The 18,834-nt window shown below is 67.4% G+C and carries 14 protein-coding genes; 10 read left to right on the top strand and 4 right to left on the bottom strand.

The annotated features are described in order from the left end of the window. The first annotated feature begins 72 nt into the window (after window positions 1–72). The 4 genes from ACWF4Z_RS16010 to ACWF4Z_RS15995 are packed head-to-tail and all read left to right on the top strand — an operon-like array spanning window position 73 to window position 7,190. Window positions 73–2,355, top strand: coding sequence for a glycosyltransferase family 2 protein (locus ACWF4Z_RS16010; RefSeq protein ID WP_452243790.1), 2,283 nt, complete (start codon window positions 73–75; stop codon window positions 2,353–2,355). After that, on the top strand, window positions 2,355–3,176 hold the full coding sequence (locus ACWF4Z_RS16005; protein WP_452243789.1) for a hypothetical protein: 822 nt from the start codon (window positions 2,355–2,357) through the stop codon (window positions 3,174–3,176). Before ACWF4Z_RS16010 ends, ACWF4Z_RS16005 begins: the two co-directional genes overlap by 1 nt. Continuing rightward, window positions 3,169–4,944 carry a hypothetical protein gene (locus tag ACWF4Z_RS16000; protein ID WP_452243788.1) on the top strand — a complete coding sequence of 592 codons (1,776 nt, stop codon included), beginning with the start codon at window positions 3,169–3,171 and terminating at the stop codon, window positions 4,942–4,944. Before ACWF4Z_RS16005 ends, ACWF4Z_RS16000 begins: the two co-directional genes overlap by 8 nt. Then, on the top strand, window positions 4,941–7,190 hold the full coding sequence (locus ACWF4Z_RS15995; RefSeq protein ID WP_452243787.1) for a glycosyltransferase: 2,250 nt from the start codon (window positions 4,941–4,943) through the stop codon (window positions 7,188–7,190). The genes ACWF4Z_RS16000 and ACWF4Z_RS15995 overlap by 4 nt, the downstream gene beginning before the upstream one ends. Here ACWF4Z_RS15995 and ACWF4Z_RS15990 read toward each other — a convergent pair. Further along, window positions 7,170–8,660, bottom strand: coding sequence for a class I SAM-dependent methyltransferase (locus ACWF4Z_RS15990; RefSeq protein ID WP_452243786.1), 1,491 nt, complete (start codon window positions 8,658–8,660; stop codon window positions 7,170–7,172). The two genes, ACWF4Z_RS15995 and ACWF4Z_RS15990, sit on opposite strands and share 21 nt — an antisense overlap. A 62-nt stretch (window positions 8,661–8,722) precedes the next feature. Between ACWF4Z_RS15990 and ACWF4Z_RS15985 the strand changes: the two genes are divergently transcribed. Continuing rightward, window positions 8,723–9,475, top strand: a complete 753-nt coding sequence (locus tag ACWF4Z_RS15985) for a hypothetical protein (RefSeq protein ID WP_452243785.1) — start codon at window positions 8,723–8,725, stop codon at window positions 9,473–9,475. Here the strand turns inward: ACWF4Z_RS15985 and pseI are convergent. Both pseI and ACWF4Z_RS15975 read right to left on the bottom strand, forming a co-directional pair. Beyond that, the gene (pseI, locus tag ACWF4Z_RS15980; protein WP_452243784.1) at window positions 9,472–10,524 is read right to left on the bottom strand and encodes a pseudaminic acid synthase; all 1,053 of its coding nucleotides are present in this window, start codon (window positions 10,522–10,524) and stop codon (window positions 9,472–9,474) included. The two genes, ACWF4Z_RS15985 and pseI, sit on opposite strands and share 4 nt — an antisense overlap. Further along, on the bottom strand, window positions 10,521–11,027 hold the full coding sequence (locus ACWF4Z_RS15975) for a GNAT family N-acetyltransferase (RefSeq protein WP_452243783.1): 507 nt from the start codon (window positions 11,025–11,027) through the stop codon (window positions 10,521–10,523). The genes pseI and ACWF4Z_RS15975 overlap by 4 nt, the downstream gene beginning before the upstream one ends. Before the next feature lie 83 nt (window positions 11,028–11,110). On the opposite strand from ACWF4Z_RS15975, the gene ACWF4Z_RS15970 reads away from it, so the two are divergent. Together ACWF4Z_RS15970 and ACWF4Z_RS15965 are read left to right on the top strand one after the other, a co-directional pair. Further along, window positions 11,111–12,688 carry a glycoside hydrolase family 10 protein gene (locus ACWF4Z_RS15970; protein ID WP_452243782.1) on the top strand — a complete coding sequence of 526 codons (1,578 nt, stop codon included), beginning with the start codon at window positions 11,111–11,113 and terminating at the stop codon, window positions 12,686–12,688. A 95-nt stretch (window positions 12,689–12,783) separates the two neighbouring features. Further along, the gene (locus tag ACWF4Z_RS15965; protein ID WP_452243781.1) at window positions 12,784–14,058 is read left to right on the top strand and encodes an ATP-binding protein; all 1,275 of its coding nucleotides are present in this window, start codon (window positions 12,784–12,786) and stop codon (window positions 14,056–14,058) included. A gap of 18 nt (window positions 14,059–14,076) precedes the next feature. On the opposite strand, the gene ACWF4Z_RS15960 is transcribed toward ACWF4Z_RS15965, so the two are convergent. Beyond that, entirely contained in the window at window positions 14,077–16,539 is a 2,463-nt protein-coding gene (locus ACWF4Z_RS15960; RefSeq protein ID WP_452243780.1) for a hypothetical protein, read from the bottom strand. Window positions 16,540–16,595: 56 nt separating this feature from the next. Between ACWF4Z_RS15960 and ACWF4Z_RS15955 the strand changes: the two genes are divergently transcribed. The 3 genes from ACWF4Z_RS15955 to ACWF4Z_RS15945 are packed head-to-tail and all read left to right on the top strand — an operon-like array spanning window position 16,596 to window position 18,824. Continuing rightward, entirely contained in the window at window positions 16,596–16,847 is a 252-nt protein-coding gene (locus tag ACWF4Z_RS15955; protein ID WP_452243779.1) for an acyl carrier protein, read from the top strand. Beyond that, entirely contained in the window at window positions 16,844–18,085 is a 1,242-nt protein-coding gene (locus ACWF4Z_RS15950) for an AMP-binding protein (RefSeq protein WP_452243778.1), read from the top strand. Before ACWF4Z_RS15955 ends, ACWF4Z_RS15950 begins: the two co-directional genes overlap by 4 nt. Further along, window positions 18,078–18,824, top strand: a complete 747-nt coding sequence (locus ACWF4Z_RS15945) for an SDR family NAD(P)-dependent oxidoreductase (protein ID WP_452243777.1) — start codon at window positions 18,078–18,080, stop codon at window positions 18,822–18,824. The genes ACWF4Z_RS15950 and ACWF4Z_RS15945 overlap by 8 nt, the downstream gene beginning before the upstream one ends. Window positions 18,825–18,834 lie beyond the last annotated feature (10 nt).

Below are 18,834 nucleotides of genomic sequence, written 5' to 3'. Positions count from 1 at the left end.
AGGCAGTGCGCTTCCGGAGCAGGGTGCCTGGGGGGCACAGACGGAGCCAGCAGCGAAGGGAGCCCCGCCGGAGTGACGCCGCGGCTGAGCGTGGTGGTGCCCTTCTACAACGTCGGTGACTACATCGGCGACTGTCTGGACTCGATCGCCCGGCAGACCTGGACCGACTTCGAGGCGATCCTGGTCGACGACGGCTCGCCCGACGACAGCGCGGTCATCGCGAAGGACTTCTGTACGCGTGACCCCCGATTCCGGATCGTCCAGCAGGCGAACGCCGGTCCCGGACCGGCGCGCGACACCGGGATCGCCGAGGCGACCGGCGAGTACCTGGCCTTCGTGGACGGCGACGATCTGGTCTCGCGCTACGGGTTCGCGGCGCTGATCCGGACACTGGACCGGACCGGTTCGGACTTTGCCGGCGGCAACGCGCGCCGGTTCAACAACAGCTTCGGAGTCCGGCCGTCGTGGCTGCACCGGCTGCCGTTCGCCCGGGCCCGGCACGCGACCCACGTGACCGAGTTCCCTGATCTGGTCCTGGACCGGATGCTGTGGAACAAGGTCTACCGCCGGACGTTCTGGGACGAGTTCGGCTACACCTTCCCGCCGATCCGGTACGAGGACTACCCGGTCGCGCTGAAGGCCCACCTCGACGCCGTGACGGTGGACACGATCCCGCAGGCGGTCTACTACTGGCGCGAGCGGGAGTCGGGCGAGTCGATCACCCAGCAGAAGTTCCAGCTCGGCAACATCCGCGACCGGGTCACCTCGGCCGGGATGGTGATCGACCTGGTCGCGGACAGCGCGCCCGTCGTGCGGCGACGGGTGCACGAGCACCTGGCCCAGATCGATCTGCTCACCCTGATGTCCGCGTTCGGCTCGGTGCCGGTGGACGAGGAGCAGCACCTGGTCGAGCTGTCGCGGGAGCTGGTCGACCGACTCGACAACGACGTACTCGCGGCCACCCACCGGTACGACCGGATTCAGCACGCCGCACTCCGGGCGGGCGATGTCGACCTGCTCCGGCGGCTGGCTGCGTTCCGCAACGACGGTGGCCTCCGCGGTGGTGCGCGAGCAGTGCCGCGCCCACGCAGGTCGTGGCAGCTGGACTACAACTACCCGGGCCGGCTTGAGTCCGCCGTACCGGAGCGGTTGTACCGGTTGTCGGACAAGGCGCTGACGCTGGCGACCAGCGTGCGTTCGGTGACCTGGGTCGACGGCGAGCTGTCGATCACGGGGACCGCGGAGATTCGTCATCTGGAGACGTCACCGTCGTCGAGGCTGGGAATCTCCCTGGTGATCGCGGGAACGTCATACCCGCTGTCTGTACGCCGCTATCCCGCGCTTGACCTGCACGGCGACACCACGATGGTGGGGTTCGAGGTCCGGCTGGATCGCTCCGTGCTCAGCCTGTGTACAGGTGCGCCGGCGCATTTCGACGTACGGATGAAGTCTGGTCGGCTCGAGCGCGAGGGTGTGCTCCGGGGGCAGGGTCCTGGGAGTCCTGGGTGGGCGCCGGGCGCGTGGATCGACGACACGAGCTGGATCCAGCCGGGGCCGGGCAAGGGCGGATGCTTCGCGATCCGGCGCCTCGTTGATCCGTGCCGGCTGACCGCGGTCGGGCGAACGGCGGATGCGCTCGTCCTGCACGGTCGATCGGCGTTCGACGTGCCGTCGTTGTTCGTCACCCGGCCGGTGGTGGGTGGCGAGGAGGAGATTCCGCTCGAGATCTACGGTCGCGATTTCACCGCCAGGCTGCCGATTCAGGACGTGCTGGCGCAGGCGAATCCGGACGATCCGTTCGGTCAGCGGACGACGCGGGCCTTCCGGTTGCGCGGGCCTGACGGACAGCAGCGCGTGTTGCTGTGGACTGCAGGCGAGTCCGCGATCTCTCAGGTCGCTCGTGGACGGGTGGTCACATTGACCCGGTCCACCGGCGGATACGTGAACCTGCACGAGTCGCCGGTCCGGACGACCGCGACGACCGTGGTTGCTGTCGGCAACAAGCTGCTGGTGCGTGGTTCGGAGGGTGGCGAGGTCGACTTCAGTTGGCGACGGTATCTGGCTGACTCCGACGATCATCTGGATGTTGCTTGCAGCAAAGAGCTGACCGACGAGGGCTGGTCGGCGTCGGCCGACGTAGACGCGCTGATCCCGGTGGTCGCGGCGCGGGTGTCGGTGGATCCGTTGGCGTCACTGGCGGACTGGATTCTGTTCGCGACCAAGCCCGACGGTCGATCGCATGCGGTCCACTGCGAGCCCTTCCTGTGCAGCCGCTTGCCCCTGACCATTCCGCGGGGCTCGCACGCTCTCGCCGTACGGCCGCATGCCGGCACTCTGCACGTGGAGGTCCGCTGATGCATCACCACAACCACTACTACGGGCAGGCGCACATCCTGTCCCGCTACGCCGGTCTGGACTTCGACCACCCGCCGCGGTTGCGCGGCTATCTCCAGCATGGTTGGAACATCGGCTGCGGGTGGAACCCGGTGCACGAGTTCTACGACGGCGCCTGGCGGTTCACCTGGAGCGATGCACCGCGGCGGCGTGGGTACGCTCTCGGCCGGCGGAACTACCACAGCATCGGCGCGCCTTTCCTTTATTTGCTGGACTTGGAGCGTGATGCCGAGCCGGTGGAGCGGGAAGGCACGCTGTGGTTCCTGTTCCACGGTTGGGAAGGCGGGAAGATCCAGGGTGATCATCAGCGCCTGGTCGACGAGATCCGCGAGACCGAGCCCGGGCCGGTCACATTCAGCCTCTACTACACCGAATACGAGCGTCCTGAGGTGCGGCGGTACTACGAAGACGCCGGCTTCCGGGTCGTCTCGTTCGGGCGGCGTGGGTTCTCGTACGAGGGGACCGATCGGCGCTTCCTGTACAAGCAGCTCCACGAGCTGCGGCGGCACAAGCGGGTCGCCGCGAATCGGTTGTCGACGGCAATCTTCTACGGCATCGCGGCCGGGTGTGAGCCGGCCGTCTACGGCGATCCGATGGAGCTGGAAGGCGAGAACCCCTTGTTCGGCGGGCAAAGCCGGATCGAACGGCTCTGGCCGGAGCTGCTCGGGAAGTCCATCGACCCGGAGGCCGCGCGAGAGACCACAGACCTCGAGCTGGGGAGGCCCTGGATGATGCCGGCCGCGGAGCTGCGGATGCTGTTCGATTGGAGAGAGCGTGTCTGACCTGCAGGTGGTCCTCGGTGAGATGCAACCCTGGACCGACCGCACCGACCACCGGCCGGCTCTGACCGCGCTGCTGGCCGACGCCCTACCCACCGACCACCGCACGCTGATGGTCGGGCCGCACTCGCGTTCGCTGATCTCGCTGGTCCTGGAGCGAACGTCGGACGCCACCATCCTGGTCCGGTCGGTCTCGGACGCCGAAGACCTGTCGGCCGAGTACGGCGACCGCCTTCACGTCATCGCGGGTGCGCTGGACGGCCTCAGGTCCGAGCGGTACGACGTCATCGTCGCGGCCGATGGTCTCGACCGGGTCCTCGGATACGACAGCGCCGACCTGAGCTGGAGCGAGCGGCTGGACGCGCTGACAGCGCTCGCCGCTCCCGACGCGGTGGTCGTGCTCGCCGTCGAAAACGAGTTCTCGCTGGTGAATCTGCTGGACAGCCGTCCACCGGACGAACGCCACGGCGACGACGAATGGCGTCCTCTCCACGACGACCCCACCCGCCCGGTCTCGGTCGACCAGCTAACAGCGGCCCTCCCGTGGTCCGCCCAGCTCTACGCCGACTTCGGCGCCCGCGCCTACATCGCCGCCGGCGTCGCCGCCGAGTCCCGCCCCGGCGAACTCCCCACCCGCCTAGCCACAGAAGCCCTAGAGTCCCTGGACACCCCCCTCCTCTCCCCGGTCTCGGACGGCATCAACACCGCAGCCCGAGCCGGCCTCCTCCCCGCCATCTCCACCGGCTGGCTAGCCATCTGCGGCATGCACCCAGAACAAGACCTCTACACCCAATCAGCCACCCAAGTCCTCACCGCCACCAAAACAAAAGACACCTGGCAAACCACCCTCACCCCCGCACCATCTACCACGTCAGCTGCAGACGCCGTGCCGCCACCCGACAGCCCGCCACCCGACAGCCCGGCGTCCGGCAATCCGGCCACGGGAGCGGCTCTCTCCTCCGAACTTTCCTTTCACCCCAGTGGATTGATGTTTGATCCTGCAGTTGTGGCGGAGGAGGTTCCCGCCGGTGTGAGCGTGGAGTCTGTGCTCATCCGGCTGGCAGCGGCTGAGGACGTACCTGCTTTCCGGAAGCTGGCAGCCCGGCTCGGCGAGTGGGTTACTGAGTCGCGCGTGGTGCTTCGCTGGGATGACGTCGTACTCGACGGAGACTCATTCGCCTACGGAGTTTCGCCGTGGGTGACCGAGACAGCCTCCAGCACAACGGATCTTCTAGCCGCAGCCTGGTACAGGTTTCACGACCGCCTGATCACCGCCCACCGCCGCCACCCCTGGCCGCCGTGGATGATCGGCGACGACCTGGTAGCCACCTGGATGGGCATGTCCGGCATCCAGCCGCCGGAGCCGACCCAAGCGACCTCACCCTCCACCCCCTCGGCCTCCACCGAATACGTTGCCCGAGGCAAGGAGCTCGCCCACGCGCTGGCCGAAGCACTCCAAACCCCAGTACACCCAGCCATCGACGTACGATCAGCTCTCACCGAAGCGGATCAGGCCAAGCAAGAACTGTTCGAACTCAAAGGCCACGTCTACGGCCTGGAGCGGACCCTGGGCTTCCGCAACAAGGCGATGAAGACGCGGGAGAACCGCATCCGCGAGCTCCGGTCCCAGCTCGACCGGTTGAAGGCCGACCACAACCGCATCCGTGGATCGCGCACGTACGCGGTCTCGCGCGTCATCTTCCAGGCCGCCCAGGTCCGCAAGCCGCATGTCGTGGCCCGCAAGGTGACCCGCCGCCTGCGTAAGCGATGATGCGTCCGCGGTTGAGCGTGGTCGTACCGTTCTACAACGTCGGCGACTACATCGGCCCGTGCCTGGACTCGATCGCCCGGCAGACCTGGTCCGACTTCGAGGCGATCCTGGTCGACGACGGCTCGCTGGACGACAGCGCTGTGATCGCCAAGGAGTTCGCGGCCCGCGACCCTCGGTTCCGGATCGTCGAGCAGGAGAACGCCGGCCTCGGCCCCGCCCGCAATACCGGTGTCGACCGTGCTGTCGGTGAGTACGTCGCCTTTGTCGACAGCGACGATCTGGTCACACGGCACGGGTTCGCCCAGCTCGTCCGCACCCTCGACCGCACTGGTTCGGACCTGGCCGGCGGCAACGCGCGACGGTTCAGCAACAGCTACGGCGTGCGCCCGGCGTACCTGCAGCAGCAGTGCTTCACCGAGGATCGTTTCGCCACACACGTGACGGAAACCCCCGAGCTCGTCCTCGACCGGATGGTGTGGAACAAGGTCTACCGCCGGTCGTTCTGGGACGAGTACGGCTACCGCTTCCCAGCGATCCGGTACGAGGACTACCCGGTCACGCTGAAGGCACACCTCGACGCAGTCACCGTCGACACCCTCGCGGCCCCGGTGTATTTCTGGCGCGAACGCGAGTCTGGCGACTCCATCACCCAGCAGAAGTTCCAGCTCGCCAACCTCCGCGACCGCGTCGAATCCGCCGGCCTGGTCATGGACCTGGTCGAAGACACGCTCCCCGAGGTCCGCCGACGGGTCCACGCGCACTTCACCCAGATCGACCTGCTCGCTCTGCTCACCGCCTTCGCTACAGCCCCCGAGGACGACGAACAACCGCTGGTCACCCTCGCTCACCACCTGCTCGACCGCCTCGACGAGTCCGTACTCGACGAAGCACCTCGCTTCGACCGTCTGCAGTACGCGGCCCTCCGAGCCGGCGATGTCGACCTGCTCCGCCGGCTCGCGGATTTCCGCACCGACAACGGCCTCAGTGTGCGCGCGGTCCCGCGTCGGTGGCGCCGATGGGAGCTCGACTACCCCGGCGTGCGCGAAGCCGCCGTACCGCAGGAGCTGTATGAGGCGTCGAACGACGACCTGAAGCTCGCGACGAGTGTCCGCGAGGTGGCGTGGGTCGACGGCAAACTGTCGATCAAGGGCAGCGCCGAGATCCGACACCTGGACACCAAACGTTCATCGAGTCTCCGGATGGCCTTGGTCATCGCCGGACGCCCTTATCCCGTGAAGGTACGGCGTTATCCCGCGACAGACCTGCTTGGCAACGAGTCGCTGGTCGGGTTCGAGGTCGTGCTGGATCGGGAGTTGCTGGCGAAGTGCACGGCCGGCCCGTCGCATTTCGACGTACGGATGAGGTCCGGGCGGGTTCGGCGACGCGATCTGCTGCATGGGCAGCGGGCCGGGAGTCCCGGATGGCCGCCGGGGGCGTGGATCGACGCGACGGAGTGGATTCAGCCCGGGCCGGGCAAGGACGGAGCTTTCGCGATCCGGCGGCTGACGGATCCGTGCCGGTTGACCTCGGTCGAGCAGACGCCGGATGCGCTGGTGCTGCACGGGCGCTCGTCGTTCGATCGGCCGTCGTTGTTCGTGACGCGCCCGCTGGCCGGCGGTGAGGAAGGGGTTCCGCTGGAGCTCGACGGGCGTGACTTCACCGCGAGGCTGCCGATCCAACCGATCCTCGCGGAGACCAATCCGGACGACCCGTTCAGCCAGCGAACGACGCGCGCGTTCCGCTTGCGCGGTCCGGAGGGGCAGGAGCAGGTGCTGCTGTGGACGGCCGGCGATCGGATGGTCTCGCACGCCGAGGACGGTCGGGCGGTGATGCTGACCCGCTCGACCGGTGGATACGTGAACCTGCACGTGGCGCCGATCCGGATGACCGCGACCGCTGCCGTTGCTGCTGGCAACGTGTTGGTTGTCCGCGGCCCGGATTGGGGTGAGGTCAGCTTCGCTTGGCGGCGGTTCTTGCCCGGGTCCGACGACCATGTGGACGTGCCATGTCGCCGTACCGCCTCCGACGACGGGTGGGCAGCCATCGTGGACCAGGACGCGCTGGAGCCCGCGGACTGGATCCTGTTCGCGACGGCACCGGACGGCTCATCACATGCGGTGCAGTGCGAGCCGTTCCTGTCGAGCCGGTTGCCGTTGCGGATCACCCGTGGTGCGCAGGTCCTCGACGTACGGCCGTATTCGGGCACGCTGCACGTCGAGGTGCGGTCAGCGGCGGGCAACGAGTAGTTGATGGGTGTCCGGCCAGTCGACCGGGTCGCCGGCGGGCGTGGTGAGTGATGCGACCGGTGCGATCCGGTTCTCGATGACCCAGTCGTTGCGCCACGCCTTCGACGCCGGGTCGATCCGGAACCCGGCCTGCTCGGCGACCGCGGACCAGCCGGCGAAGTTGAGTCCGCAGAACTGCTCGTGCGTCTCACTCAGCCAGTTGTCGACGTAGTCCTTCCGGGTCAGGAAATCCATCGCGTCGGCCAGCCGCAGCACGAGCCCGTCCGGGCGAACGTCGTACCCGAAGGGCACCTTGGCGTTCCGCCGGAAGTCGTGGGCGAACTGGAAGAACCGCGCTCGGGTCGAGAGCTTGCCCACGTACGCCGCTGGGTCGTTGCGGGACTCGAGTTCAGTGACGTCGTCCGGGTTCTCGCCGTCGCTGTCGTCGAGCCGCAGTACGACGGAACGGTCCGGCTCGGCGGGTCCGCAGACGTCGGAGTTGATCCAGACCCCACCGGGAGCCGTGTGAGCGAAGAGTGCGTCGGCGAACCGCTGCACGGTCTCTGGTCGCGAGCCATCGGCGTACGACCAGATCTCGTGGGTGAGCGCGAGCGTCAGAGTGGTGTCGATCGAGCGCGGCGGGAAGACAGCTGACCCCAGCATGTTGCGTTGGTAGAAGTAGACGTTCGGGTTGTGAAAGAGACCTTGTTCCTTCTTGTGCACGCATTCGGCGTACAGGTGCCGGGCGACCTCGACGCCGATCAGGTCGGACTCGTGGAAGCGTGGATCACGATCGATCAGTTGCAGGGTCGCGCCGGTCGCGCAGCCGATGTCGAGGATCCGGCCGGGGTGGACAGAGTCCTTGATTTGTTGCCATTTACGGTCTGCGGCCGTTTCGAAGGCATCGGCGTACGTCTTGTAATCGCGGGTCGTGGTGAGTCCACCGTCGTCGCCGACGACCGGGTCGTTCACGCAGCGCTGGATGTGCGCGTCCAGTGCGTACCGCTCGAAAACGTCCACAGTGGCTGGGTGGGCCAACTCTTTCCATTCATCATTGCCAGCGGCAATCATCAACAGAACGTCCCACGGCCGGGCGGTTCCCTCGGGCTCGACCCCGATCACCGTGAACCCCAGTTGCTCGTACAACTTGCTCACTTCGGGCGTAGAGCACGCAACGACAGCGTTCTGCGGCGTCAACCGGATCAGGTCATCCGTCCCCGCCTCAATGGCCTTGACCGTGACCTCTGCGAACTCATCGGTCGGCGGTGTATCAACCACTCCAACCACCACCGACCGGACGCCAGTCTCCACGCTGAACCGCTCGATCGCTGCCTCGCGCCGATCGAACGCCACCGGATTCCGCTTGGTGGTCTGATGATTCGCCGACGTCACCGCCCACACCACGGTCCGATCCGCGAACCGCCGCAGAAACTCCCCCTGAAACCGGGTCAACACATGATGCCGCCCCGGAAACACCAAGTACTCGCTCACACCTCAAACCCTTCCTGAGTAGCATGCACCCGACAAAGCATGATCGCAGGGGGAGGATCCACGTGACTCGGTGGTTGGCGGCAGGCGCGTGCCTGATGGTTGCTCTCAGCGCCTGTACGACGAACCACGACGCCGCGCCGACCCCGACAGCGACCACCCCGGTCCCGCGCCTCGAGCCGTCGGCCCGCACGACGGACACGCCGACCCCCACGGCGTTCCGGTACATCGTCAACGATCTGGAGCTGGCGCTTCCGGCGACCTACGGCAGGACCAAGCTGACGAAGTCGACGTACCAATACCCGCCGCCGGACAACTGGAAGCCGCGAGCCGACCCGTTGTCGGGGCATACCGTCGTCCCGAGGATGTGCGAGGACTTCATCCGGTTCCAGGGAGTGCCGGGAGTGCCCGGCGACTTCATCGCACCGACCACCCCGTCAGCCGCCGCCGCAGGCACGGTGGGATCACCCGCGGCGGCGCAGATCATCGCCACCATCACCGAATTGCCCGCGGCGCTCGGCGACCGACTCCTCGATCAGCGTCTGCCGGCGCCGGCCGAGTGCGCGCACATCACGGTCGACGGGCGCGAGGCCGCCTCCGTGGTGGAGCGGTCGCTACCGGGTTTCGGCGTACGGGCTCGGTACATCGTCCGCACGTATCCCCTCGGCGGGAAGACCTGGACCGAACGCACGCTCCAGTACCGCACCGACACGTACGTCGCCCTGATCCGCATCGACGCGTACGCCAACCCCGAGGCGAACTTCCTCGCCTTCGCGCGGAAGACCCAGGACGGCTTCAAGATCCTCCAGCCGCGCTAGAGCAGGTCCCACGTCAGTGGGGTGCCGGCCTTGGCTTCGATGCGGAACGGGCGGCCTTCGACCTGTTCGTAGAGGTCCGGGGCGAGGCCGCCTGCTGGGCGGATGGAGCGGACGTTCTCGCGGGTGATGGGGTCGCCGGCGGCGACGTCCTGGGTGACGTAGAGGGAGCGGCGGAAGCGGAGGACGTTCTGCTCGGCCTGCTTCGGACCGATGACCGGGCGGCCGAGGGCCAGTTGTGCGACCCGGGTGTTCTCGACGAGCGCCTCCAACTCCCACGGCTCGAGCGAGAACGCCGAGTCGACGCCACCGTCGATCCGCTTCAGCGTCACGTGCTTCTCGATCACGGTCGCACCGAGGGCGACGGCAGCGATCGCGGCGCCGATGCCCATGGTGTGGTCGGAGAGGCCGACCTGTACGTCTAGTGCGTCCCGCAGGACCGGGATCGCGCGCAGGTTGGACTGCTCGGGCGGAGCCGGGTAGCTGGCCGTGCACGACAGTACGACGATCTGCTCGTTGCCGGTCGAGCGAGCAGCCCGGACGGCGGCGTCGATATCGGTCAGCGTCGCGGAGCCGGTCGAGATGATGATCGGCTTCCCGGTCTCCGCCATGCCACGGACGAGCGGGAGGTCGCCGATCTCGTTCGACGCGACCTTGTACGCCGGAACGTTCAGCTTCTCCAGGAAGTCGATCGCGGTCTGGTCGAACGCGGACGAGAACGCGACCAGTCCGAGCGACGTCGCCAGCTCGAAGATCGGCTCATGCCAGGCCCACGGAGTGTGCGCCTCTTCGTAGAGGTCGTAGAGCCGGGCCTCACTCCACAGCTCGTGCTCCACCGGCAGCCGGAAGGCCGGCAGATCGAGGTCGAGCGTCATCGTCTGTGCGGTGTATGTCTGCAGCTTGAGTGCCTGCGCGCCGGACTCCGCGACGGCGCGGACGATGTCCTTCGCGCGCTCGAGATCGCCGTTGTGGTTGCCCGACATCTCCGCGATGACGAACGGCTGATGCTCCGCGCCGATCGGCACGCCACCGATCTCGATGGTCTTCATCATGTCCCCTGGGTTCTACGGTCCTGCCTGCGCAGGCTGATCGGAATCACGGTGATCTCGCGGGCGTCGGCGTACCGGACCTCCGGCGTGCCCTCCACGAACCGGAACCGCCGGTTCATCTGCCGGACCACCGTGTTGTGCTCGAGCACCTCGCCGGTGAGCACGTCGAGGCCGAGCTCGTCGAACGCGTACGCCGTCGCCTCGCGCATGACCTCGATCCACGCCGGCAACGTCTCGCCGCGCTCGGCCAGGCCGTCCGCGTCGAGGAAGAATCCCCAGGCAGCCGAAGGCCCTTCGATGTCGAAGAAGGTGACGACGCCGGCCGTTTCGCTGTCGCGGGTGTAGATCAGCACGCGGCGGGTCGGATCGACCGAAGCCTTCGCCCACCAGGCCGCGTGCTCGTCCGCGCCGATCTCGTGCGAGGTGATGCTGACGTCGCGATTCGCCTGCTGATTCCGCAGCCGCCGGATCGTGTCGACATCGTCCTCGGTGGCGGTCCGCAGCATGCACCCAACCTAGCGTCTTCTCTCGGCGCGTCTGATGTGTAAACATCTTTCCACTTCACCGGAAGCGAAGGTCGGAGAGTGACATGAGAGTCTGGCGAGCGATGGGTGTCCTCGGCGTGGCAGCGGGTCTGGTGCTGGGCGGTGTCTCCGGTACGGCGACAGCCGCGCAAGCACCCGCGAATCCGCAGGGGTGCACACCCAGCCCGACCACACCGCTCCGGCAGTTCCGCGCGAGCTGGATCTCGTCGGTGGTGAACATCGACTGGCCGTCCAAGACCGGACTGACCGCCGCGCAGCAGCAGGCCGAGCTGATCGGCTGGTTCGACGATGCGGTGCGTCAGCACCACAATGCGGTCGTCCTGCAGGTCCGTCCGACCGCTGACGCGTTCTGGCCGTCCAAGGTCGAGCCCTGGTCGCAGTACCTGACCGGCACGCAGGGCGGCGACCCCGGCTACGACCCGCTGGCCTTCGCCGTCGCCGAGGCGCACAAGCGCAACCTCGAGCTGCACGCCTGGTTCAACCCGTACCGGCTCTCGATGGGGACGAACCTCAACGCCCTGCTCCCCACGCACCCGGCGCGCCAGCACCCGGACTGGGTCGTCACGTACGGCGGAAAGCTCTACTACAACCCCGGCATCCCCGCCGCCCGCACACTGGTCGAGGACGCGATCATGGACGCGGTCTCGCGCTACGACATCGACGGCGTGCACTTCGACGACTACTTCTACCCGTATCCGGTGGCCGGGCAGACCTTCGACGACGCCGCGACGTTCGCTCAGTATCCCGACGGCTACACCAATCTGCAGGACTGGCGGCGGCACAACATCGACCTGCTCATCCAGGAGATCGGTAGCCGGATCAAGGCGATCAAACCGTGGGTGAAGTTCGGGATCTCGCCGTTCGCGGTCTGGCGGAACAAGGCGACCGATCCGGAGGGCACCGACACCACCGCGGGCGTGCAGACGTACGACGACCTCGCCGCCGACACCCGCAAGTGGGTCCGCGAGGAGTGGATCGACTACATCGTTCCGCAGGTCTACTGGGCCGGTGGGTTCGCTGCGGCCGATTACACCAAGATCGTCCCGTGGTGGGCCGACCAGGTCCGGGGCACCCACGTCCATCTCTACATCGGCGAAGCGACGTACAAGGTGGGTACGTCGACACAATCGCCGGACTGGTCCGATCCGCAGGAGCTGAGTGACCACCTGGCCTTCGACAGCGCGATCCCCGAGGTGAAGGGCAACATCTACTTCTCCGCCAAGGACGTCCGCGCCGACCGCCTGGGCGCGACCACCCTCCTCAACAACACCTGGTACACCAAGCCGGCCCTGATCCCAGCCATGCCGGCCTTGGACTCCCGCCCACCCCTCCCGGTCACCAACGTCCGGGCCAAGCGCACCTCCGCAGGCGTCCAGCTCACCTGGCGTCGTACGTCCACCGACACCACGTCGTACGCCGTCTACCGCCGCGACCTCCTAGCCGGCGACCACTGTCCCGACAACGACGCCCGCAACCTCCTGACCACCTTCCGAGCCACCGCCCCCACCCAGTCCTACACAGACCCCACCGCCACTCCCGGTCACCTCTACCTCTACACAGTCACGTCCCTAGACCGCCTCGCCAACCAAAGCATCCCCATGCCCACACTCACCGTCGGCTAAATCGTGCCAACGGTAGCCTTCGAGCCGTGCTAACGGTAGCCTTCAAGCCGTGCTAACGGTAGCCTTCAGATCGTGCTAACGGTAGCCTAGGTGAGGTGAGCGATTACCGACCGAGAGTCGTAGACGCGGAACTGGACGATTTGCTGGCCGAGTTGCCGGCGATCGCACTGGACGGTCCCAAAGGCGTCGGAAAGACCGAGACGGCGGTCCGTCGAGCCCGAACGGTCATCGCGCTCGACGACGCCGGTCAGCGAGAGTTGCTGGTCGCCGACCCGGGACGGCTCGAACGGGCCGCCTCGCCGGTGCTGGTGGACGAGTGGCAGCTCTATCCACCGGTTTGGGATCTGATTCGCCGGGGTGTCGACCGAGGCGCGGAGCCGGGCCGCTTCTTGCTCACTGGCAGCGCTAGCCCGGTAGATGCTCCAACCCACTCGGGTGCCGGGCGGATCGTTCGCTTGAGAATGCGGCCGATGGCGCTGTCGGAGCGCGGCATCGAGACACCGACCGTCAGCCTTCGCAGGCTCTTGTCGGGAGATCGGGCTCCTGTCACTGGGACAACGGAGCTAGGCCTCGAGGCCTACGCCGAAGAGATCGTCAGGTCCGGATTCCCAGGCATCCGGACGCTCTCCGGGCGCGCACGTCGCGCTCAGCTCACCGGCTACCTGGACCGGATCGTCGAACACGACTTCCCGGAGCAAGGGCATTTGGTACGACGTCCGGCCACTCTGCGGGCCTGGTTGGCGGCATACGCGGCAGCGACCGCCACGACTGCGTCGTACAACGCCATCCTCGACGCCGCGACGGCAGGCGACACTGACAAGCCGGCGAAGACGACGACGATCGCCTATCGCGACGTTCTCAGCCAGCTCTGGCTGGTCGAGCCCGTCGAGGCCTGGCTGCCGACACGCAACCAGCTCAGCCGGCTGGCCTCCGCGCCGAAGCACCATCTCGCGGATCCGGCGCTCGCCGCCGCACTGCTAGGCGCGGATCCGAGTGCGTTGCTGGACGATGTAGTCAACAACCGGCCGTACGTTCGGGACGGGGTGCTGCTCGGCCAGTTGTTCGAGTCGCTCGTGACGCTCGATCTGCAGGTGTACGCGCAGCCTGCCGAGGCGGTTGTCCGGCATCTGCGAACGAAGAACGGCGGCCACGAGGTCGACCTGATCGTCGAGCGGCCCGACCGCCGCGTGCTGGGAGTCGAGGTCAAGCTGGCGTCCTTTGTGACCGACGCCGACGTCAAACACCTGCTGTGGCTGCGATCGCAGATCGGCGATGACCTGGTGGATGCGGTGGTGATCAACACAGGCACCGAGGCGTACCGGCGGCAGGACGGGATTGCCGTGATCCCGGCGGCACTCCTCGGCCCCTGATCCCCAGAGGCCTTTAGATCAAGGAGATTTGAGGCCCGGGGTGGTGTTGGTTTGGGTGGGGAAGGTCTGGGTCGGGAAGCTCGGGGTGAAGGTTTGGGTGGGCTGGCCCTGAGTTGGCTGGCTCTGCGTGGGTTGGCTCTGCGTGGGCTGGCTTTGGGTCGGGAAGGTCTGCGTGGGGAAGCTCTGGGTCGGGGAAGTTGGCGTGGGGCTGGTGGGGAAGGTCTGGCCCGGGGTCGGGGTGGTCGTGGGGGAGTCTGGCGTGGGGGAGTTGCTGGGTGTGGGGAAGGGGTTTGCCGGCGGGGGTGGGTAGAGCTGGTAGACGCGGACGGTGCCCAGTTCGAAGCGGAGTTCGGTGAGGCGGTCCAGGTTCTCGGGTGGGGTGCCGACTCGTTCGTCGAGGAAGAGCCATTGGACGCCGTACTTGGTGCGGAGAGTCTCGAGGACTTCGCGGGTGGGGTTGGTGAAGGCCTCGTCGTTCAGGCGGAGCTTCTCCTCGTCCCAGTAGGGACCTTGGACGCCGTGGGGGTAGGTGTCGTCGACCCGGGTCTGGAACGACCAGCCTTCGACCAGGACGCGGCGTTCGGCGTAGCCGGCGATCCAGTACGAGCCGGTGAGGCACTGGGACGCACCGGCATCGTGACAGTGCAGGTTGGTGGCGATCTTGTCGTCGGACCCGGAGTTGCGGCGGATGAACCGGGCTGCCTCGATCCCGCCGGGCGCGATCGACTCGTACGACGTCAACGGCGGTGTGGCGAACTTCCGCAACGACGCCACGGTCGGCGAGACCGTCGTACCCAGCAGGATCGCTACCGCGACGACAGCCCACGTACGGCGAGTGCCGTGCACGATCAGGCCCAGCACACCGAGACCGAGCAAGGCCAGCACGCCAGCGACAGCCATGCCCTGTCCGAAGCAACTGGCCGAAGTGCATGAGCGCTCCGACTGGTGTCGACCCCAGTAGATCGCGGCCGCTCCGATTGCGAGGGCGACCGCGGCGATCCAGTACTGGCGCCGGTCCAGCGATCCGAGACCCCACGTGGCGATCAGTACGCCGTAGATGAAGCCGGTGCGGACGAAGAACAGTTGGGTCTGGCCCTCGTCGTACAGGAGCGAAGCGCCCGCGATCGCAGCCACGAACCCGAAGAGGAGGAACACCGGCATCGGGTCACGCCGTAGCCGTCGCTTGATCAACACGGCGCCAACCGCCGGCATCACCCAGCCGATCACCAGCACGACCACAATCATCGCCAGAGCGGACCCGCCGCCCATCCGGTCCGCCAGACGTCCGAAGGCGGCACCCGGGTCGAACCGCACACCGGACGCCGAGCCCCGCAAAACCACGAAGAACGTCACCGCGTACGCCGCCGCGACGCCCAGCCCGAGCACCAGCGCACGCAGGTTGAGTCGTGCGGCTCGCACAGTCAGATACACCCACGCGGCCGCGAGTCCGAAGGCGTAGACGGGCAGCACGGTCGCCTTCGTCAACGCCAGCGCGGCAATGAGCACTCCGGCCGCTACGAAGAGGCGAAACAGCTGACCGCGTGTCTGTCCGGGCTTGCGACGAAGCAGCAACACGGTGACCGCCATCAGCGGCAATAACAGGACTGTGGAGAACGCCTGCGGCGGATTGGTCAATTGCCCCAACGAAAACGGCCCATCCGCGAACACCCGATCCGAAACCGCCCACGGCCACGCAACCAGGTCGCCCGCGGCCACGGTGAGCCCAGCAGCGATAGGAGCGGCCACTGCACGACCGGTGAGCAGCATGCCGACCGCAGCAGCTCCCAACACGGTCAGCAGGATCCAGGCGAACGGCACCATCCGGTCCGTCAGTACGTCGAGCGGAATGCGCGTGAGCCAATGAGCCGACGCAATGTGGTCGTACGCCGCCCAATGACTCGTCAGCCACCGGCCATCGGCGTACGGGATGCGCGGCGGGAAGTGGTGCGTCAGTTCACTGGCTATCGCGAGGTTGTGCGGCGCGTCCGAGTTCGGCCGGAGCGCTGCGGGTCCACTGAGCGGAATGAGCTGCGAACCCACCCGCACGAACCACGCCGCAGCCACACCGACGGCAACCATCACCCCGGCAGTCGCCCACCACGGCGTGGGCCGCTCGGTCAGCGTCCGGCGCGGCAACGCTCGCCACATCCCCAGCGCCAGCGCCGGCATGAGCAGGGCAGCGAACGGCAGCCCGAACACCATCCCGATCGGATAGACGAGCGCCTCGACGGCCAGACCGAACGACGTCCCCAGTACGACGTCCGCCGCGAACCAGCCGGTCCCACCGGTGAGCCGCCGCCAGAACATCGTCCCCGGTACGACGATGACGACCAGGAGATAGCCGAGATACGCGGCAGGCATCCAGATCGGATGGTCCTGCAACGCCACGAACCACGCCACCGGCAGCACGGGCAGACTGGCAACCGCCGCCAGGCGCCGCCCACGAACTGCGGCCACCCGCTTCCCCCGGCCTCTGATCATCGCCACAGTGTATGAGTCGTGTTCACTCACGGTGGCCCTCCACTAGGCTTCGGGGTATGAGTTCGGTCGCGCGGGGTCGGGTCAGGGAATTGATGGGTGCGGTGATGACGGCGCAGGGAAGGACGTTGCCGGCCGACGACGCGGCGGAGCTGAGGGCGATCGGCTTCCGGTCGCTGGACTTCTCCGAGCTGGCGCTGCGGGTGGAGGACGAGCTGGGTGACGAGCTGAACTTCGATGCCCCCGGGCTGCGCCGGATCGCCACTGTCGGCGACGTACTGGACTTCATCGATCAGCTTCAATCCGCGTGACCGCAAGGCGCCGGACCACCGCCCTGATCGGTGACGACAACACTGTCGTCGTCGCGGGCAAGCGCCTGACCTGGCGGACCCTGCACAAGCTGCCGCAGCTGCCCTCCCCGGCCGCGGTCCTGGTCGACAACGGTGCCGACGCGCTCGCGGCCCTTCGCCACCACGCGGTCCACGGCACCGAGCTCCTCGTCGCCACCGCATCCCGCGTCGACGAGCGGATGCGGGAGGAGCTGGGCGAGTCCGGATTCGCGATCGTTCGGCCCGATGGGGAAGTGACCCCGGCCAAGCTCAAGCGGGTCGAGGAGTCCGGCCGTGCCTGGCTGCTCACCTCCGGCTCGACCGGCCGCCCGAAGCGGATCGGCCACACCCTCGAGACGCTGACCACCGTCACCGGCGACCAACCGCCGCGGACCTGGCTCCTGCCGTACTCACCCGGCACCTACGCCTGGTGGCAGGTCGTCACGCTCTCGCTGACCCACGCCGATCAGGGCCTGGTAGCGATCGAGCCGGACGAACTCGACGACTGGCCGGCCATCGCCGCCGAGCACGGCGTGACCGCAGCATCCGGTACGCCGACGTTCTGGCGGCAAGCCATCTACCGTGATGCCGACGCACTGACCGACGTACCGCTGGAGCAGATCACGCTCGGCGGTGAACCGGTCGACCAGGCGATCCTGGACCAGCTCCGCGAGCTCTACCCGAAGGCCCGGATCTCCTGGATCTACGCCTCCTCCGAGGTCGGCGCGTCGATCGTGGTCCACGACGGCAAGGCCGGGTTCCCGAAGGCGTGGCTGGAGCGCGAGCCCGATCCGGACCGCCCGATCCTCTCGGTAGAGGGCGACGAGCTGGTGATCCGCTCGCCACATCACGGCGCCGGTCAGGTCGGTGCCGTCCACACCGGCGACCGGATCGAGTACGTCGACGACCGGGTGCTGATCACCGGTCGCCTGGACACCGACGAGATCAACGTCGGCGGGTCGAAGGTCTCGGCCGGGCTCGTCCGCAACGTGCTGATGGGTCACCCCGGCGTCTCGTGGGCCCGTGTCTTCGCGCGCAAGGCTCCGCTGGTGGGCAGGATCGTCGCGGCCGAGGTGGTCGCGAATCCGTCCCTCGGCCCGATCACGGACGCCGACCTGGTCCAGTGGTGCTCGAGTCGCCTGCCGGATTACGGCGTACCGCGGCGGATCAAGTTCCTCGACGAGATCCCGCAGAAGGAAACCCTGAAGAGCGATGTCTGAAGACACCAGCGTTCCGCCCGCGACCGTCGTGCTCGTATCGGGCGGGTCCCGCGGCCTCGGCCTCGCGATCGTCACCGACCTGCTCGCCGCGGGTCTGAAGGTCGCCGCCTTCGCCCGGACTGTGACCCCCGAGCTGACAGCACTTGGTGAGAAGTACCCGGATCAGCTGTACGCCGGAGCCGTCGACATCAACGACTCCGCAGCCACCCAGGCGTTCGTGAAGACCGTCGAGGCGACGCTCGGACCGATCGATGCCTTGGTCAACAATGCGGCGATCGGCCAGGACTCGCTGCACGTCCACACGTCGGCCGAGCACCTCGCTGAGATCATCCAGACCAACCTGACGTCGCCGCTCGTCCTGACACGGTTCGTTCTGCGGCGCCTGCTCGCAAAGAGCTTGAGGGGCCGGATCGTCAACGTCACGTCGATCTGCGCGCAACGCGGCTATCCCGGGCTGGTCGCCTACTCCGCCACCAAGGGCGGCATGGACGCGGCCACCCGTTCACTCGCTCGTGAACTCGGTGGCCGCGTCCTGGCCAATGCCGTCGCGCCCGGCTTCTTCGCCTCGGAGATGTCCGCGGTGCTGGGTCCGACCCAGCTCGACCAGATCGTTCGCCGGACGCCGACCGGTCACCTGACCGAGCCGGCCGACGTCGTACCGGTCGTCCGGATGCTGCTGCTCGACAACACCAACATCAACGGCCAGGTCCTCGTGATCGACGGTGCTGCGTCGATCTAAGCCGTTTCGA

Source organism: Kribbella sp. NPDC055071, from assembly GCF_053608045.1.
The sequence above is the reverse complement of the archived record's forward strand: the minus strand, read 5'-3'. Positions and strand labels throughout refer to the sequence as shown.

Coding starts and splice junctions, on each gene's coding strand:
- ACWF4Z_RS15970 (WP_452243782.1), top strand. CDS start 11,111: ATGAGAGTCTGGCGAGCGATGGGTGTCCTCGGCGTGGCAGCGGGTCTG.
- pseI (WP_452243784.1), bottom strand. CDS start 10,524: ATGATGAAGACCATCGAGATCGGTGGCGTGCCGATCGGCGCGGAGCAT.
- ACWF4Z_RS16005 (WP_452243789.1), top strand. CDS start 2,355: ATGCATCACCACAACCACTACTACGGGCAGGCGCACATCCTGTCCCGC.
- ACWF4Z_RS15960 (WP_452243780.1), bottom strand. CDS start 16,539: ATGATCAGAGGCCGGGGGAAGCGGGTGGCCGCAGTTCGTGGGCGGCGC.
- ACWF4Z_RS15975 (WP_452243783.1), bottom strand. CDS start 11,027: ATGCTGCGGACCGCCACCGAGGACGATGTCGACACGATCCGGCGGCTG.
- ACWF4Z_RS15955 (WP_452243779.1), top strand. CDS start 16,596: ATGAGTTCGGTCGCGCGGGGTCGGGTCAGGGAATTGATGGGTGCGGTG.
- ACWF4Z_RS15945 (WP_452243777.1), top strand. CDS start 18,078: ATGTCTGAAGACACCAGCGTTCCGCCCGCGACCGTCGTGCTCGTATCG.
- ACWF4Z_RS15995 (WP_452243787.1), top strand. CDS start 4,941: ATGATGCGTCCGCGGTTGAGCGTGGTCGTACCGTTCTACAACGTCGGC.